Source organism: Aestuariispira insulae (assembly GCF_003385955.1).
In the GTDB taxonomy this organism is placed as follows: domain Bacteria; phylum Pseudomonadota; class Alphaproteobacteria; order UBA8366; family Aestuariispiraceae; genus Aestuariispira; species Aestuariispira insulae.
The window spans coordinates 1-2,928 of the sequence record NZ_QRDW01000036.1 but is presented as its reverse complement, the minus strand read 5'-3'; the positions used below and the strand labels follow the sequence as shown (position 1 = coordinate 2,928).

At 49.4% G+C, this 2,928-nt stretch carries 3 protein-coding genes; all 3 read right to left on the bottom strand.

Features of this window, described 5'->3' with window-relative positions; genetic code table 11:
• Nucleotides 1–146: 146 nt before the first annotated feature.
• Nucleotides 147–521 carry a hypothetical protein gene (locus tag DFP90_RS22505; RefSeq protein WP_115939708.1) on the bottom strand — a complete coding sequence of 125 codons (375 nt, stop codon included), beginning with the start codon at nucleotides 519–521 and terminating at the stop codon, nucleotides 147–149.
• 312 nt (nucleotides 522–833) lie between these two features.
• Complete coding sequence (locus tag DFP90_RS22495; RefSeq protein ID WP_115939707.1) at nucleotides 834–1,208, bottom strand: hypothetical protein; 375 nt, start codon at nucleotides 1,206–1,208, stop codon at nucleotides 834–836.
• Between the two features lies 1 nt (nucleotide 1,209).
• Nucleotides 1,210–2,685 (bottom strand): deaminase domain-containing protein, encoded by a 1,476-nt coding sequence (locus tag DFP90_RS22490; protein WP_147301117.1) that lies wholly within the window; start codon nucleotides 2,683–2,685, stop codon nucleotides 1,210–1,212.
• Between the last annotated feature and the right edge of the window lie 243 nt (nucleotides 2,686–2,928).

Here is a 2,928-nt window from a genome sequence, read left to right as displayed (position 1 = left end):
ACCGCGCCTTTTTGCAGCGCGGTCACGGCGGAGGCGGCCTTCAGCACCGCCGAGGCCGCGGTCACGCCCTGCGCGGCGGCCCCGCCTTCGCCCTCAATCTAAATTTAAGTTGTTTCTAAATGTGATTGATCCAGCGTAACCGAGGCCTATCCCGATGGACGGGCAGAATGATCAGGTTGCAAACCAAGCAGTTTGAAATATCGTCCCATAAAGTCGACCTCTTCGGCCGACAGGTCTTTCGACAATTCCTCCCAACCGTGTTCCTCAAGGATCCGATTGATACGATCCAAATGAACGTGATCATAGTCTTGCCATCGGTTTGCCTTTAGAATCAACATAATCACTTCCAGCATGAGCTGTTCTACAGGAAGGTCATAAGCATCTTTCCGTTTTTCATAGGCATAACCATATTCCTGCTCTCTGTCTGACCAATCCGCACCGGTCTCTATTTTGTGCCAACAGTAATAAAAGTAACTATCGAGAAAATCGGTTTTGATCTCTTCTAAGGTCGCACGGTCCAACTTAGTCTTCCTTTCGGTTCGGGTTCAAACGAACCCCCTTATTGTCTTTTATCACGACAAGAATACTCGGATATTTTTGTACAAATTGATCCGCGACGGATAAACAACTGCCGCAGGCTGGTTTCTCGGTAAAGATCGTGACAGAGCTTCTTGCTGTTAGCGGTGACAGGTTTGAAATAAGGAGCTATTTCCCGGTAGAGGAAAGCCGGGACCGAAATCCGAAGGAACATAAGGTATGATATCCTTGAGAATATCGCTCAATCTCGAAATTCCGGCTCAATCACCATGAAGCGCCCCCGGCGCAACCGAGGCCTATCCCGATGGACGGGCTGAATGATCAGGTTGCAAACCAAGCAGTTTGAAACAACGTCCCATCATGTCGATCTCTTCGGGGGGCAGGTTTTCCGACAGTTTCTCCCAACCGTGTTCCTTGAGGATCCGATTGATACGATCCAAATGAACGTGATCATAGTCATGCCATCGGTTTCCCTTTAGAATCAACATAATCACTTCCAGCATGAGCTGTTCTACAGGAAGGTCATAAGCTCTATCCCATTCTTCATAGGCATAACCAAATTCATGCTCTCTATCTGACCATTCAGCACCTGTCGGGATTTTGTGACAACAGTAGATGAAATAACAGTCGAGGAAGTCGTTTTTGATCTCGTCAAAGGTCGCACGCTCCAACTTAGTCTTCCTTTCGGTTCGGGTTCAAAAGATTCCCCTTATTGTCTTTGATCACGACAACAATATTCGGATATTTTTGCACAAATTGGTCAGCGACGGATAAGCAACTGCCGCAGGCTGGTCTCTCGGTAAAAATCGTGACAGAGCCTCTTGCTGTATAGTTACCGCCCAATTGATCAGCAATGTTGTCCAAGATCTTATATTCTGAGTCTACATGCCGAGGTATTTTATCCCCTACTGCATTTTCGATGTCTTTTGCCGTGAAATTGCCGCTGCCCCCTGGAACAAGCCCCATATCCTTCATTTTTTCCGTAATATTATATGGTTCAATTTGGCTGTGAGCATTCATTTTTTCGGGAATGCCATCAATTTTGATCTTAGCCGTTGCAACATTGCCGGATCTTTTCAATTTGGAGGTCAAACCCGACCGCACGGTTGTGACTTCAATCCTGGCGAGGTTCAGATCAAAGGATTTAAGTGCGTCATGTTCGAGGATTTTCCGGTCGATTTCCGATGCAAGAGCCTTGATATCTTTTGCCAGCTTCTTAGCTTCGCTTCCTTTGCCGCCTGCCGTTAACCGCTTTGACGCAAGTTTCGCAATCGTTGCGGCACCGATAATGGTACCGGCCAATGCGGCATCTTCCCCGGAGATATCCGCTTCCCGGAGTTGTTTCAACGCTGTCTCGAACAGGAAGGCCTGGAATTCTTCTGATTTTTCGTCGATCCCCTCTTTCGCATTCACAACGCGTTTAACCCCGGTTTCGAATTCCTCCGCATAATATTCGATCATTGACTCGTTGGAGCGGTGTTCTCCGTTCGTCACAGGATTAACGACTTCCAGTGTTCCTTCACCCATCCCCGCGAGTGCCCACATGGCACCGGGAAGGATATCCAGAACAGACAGGGACGCGTTGACCCCATCTTCATTCTCAGAGAGAAAATCTGCTGCGGAGTTGAAACCATCCCGGTAAAACTGCAACAATTTGAGTCCGGCCTGTTCTCGGATATTTTGGAGTTCCACGGTTAAGCCGGAGACTTTTTCAAGGCCGGCCAATTTGATATTCGCCCCCATGAGGTCGATCAGTTCGTTCCGTTCTTCAACAGGGAGATTGTTGAAATCTTCCGCCGAGCCAATCTCATCCAAATAGGCTTGAATCTGGATCAATTTGCCGAGCGGAGAGTCCAGGAGTTGATAAGCCTGTTCCGGATCGATGCCGCTGTCAGTCATAAGGCGGAAGGCTTTTTTCATAGCCTCGCCTTTGTTCTCCATTGACTTTGGCAGAACCTCCATCTGGCGATCAAGATAATCGGCGATGGCCTCGACCTTGTCTGCCGCCGTTGATATCATTTTACGCGTCTGTTCAAAGCCGCTGACCACTTCCGCAAGGCTCTCACCACTCACAAAGACTTTCACAGTCGTCTTTTCGTCACGGATGAGTTCTTGAGCCTTTTCAATGGCCGTATTGATACCGTCCAAACCCTGATCCGGATTTGCTCGGATCACGATATTCGTCTTCCCATTTGGAGCGGCCACCGTTGCGCGGGTTGCCTGTTCCTTCTCGGAAGATTGCAAACCGCCCTCAACGGTCGGCAATTTTGCGATTATGTCGAGCAGACTGCTCTCTTCGCCATCGGCACCGCTGGCACCATTGCCTGCATTGCCGCCGGTGCCGCCGGTGCCGCCGCCATTGTCATCGCCGCCGAACAGGCTGCCCAGGTT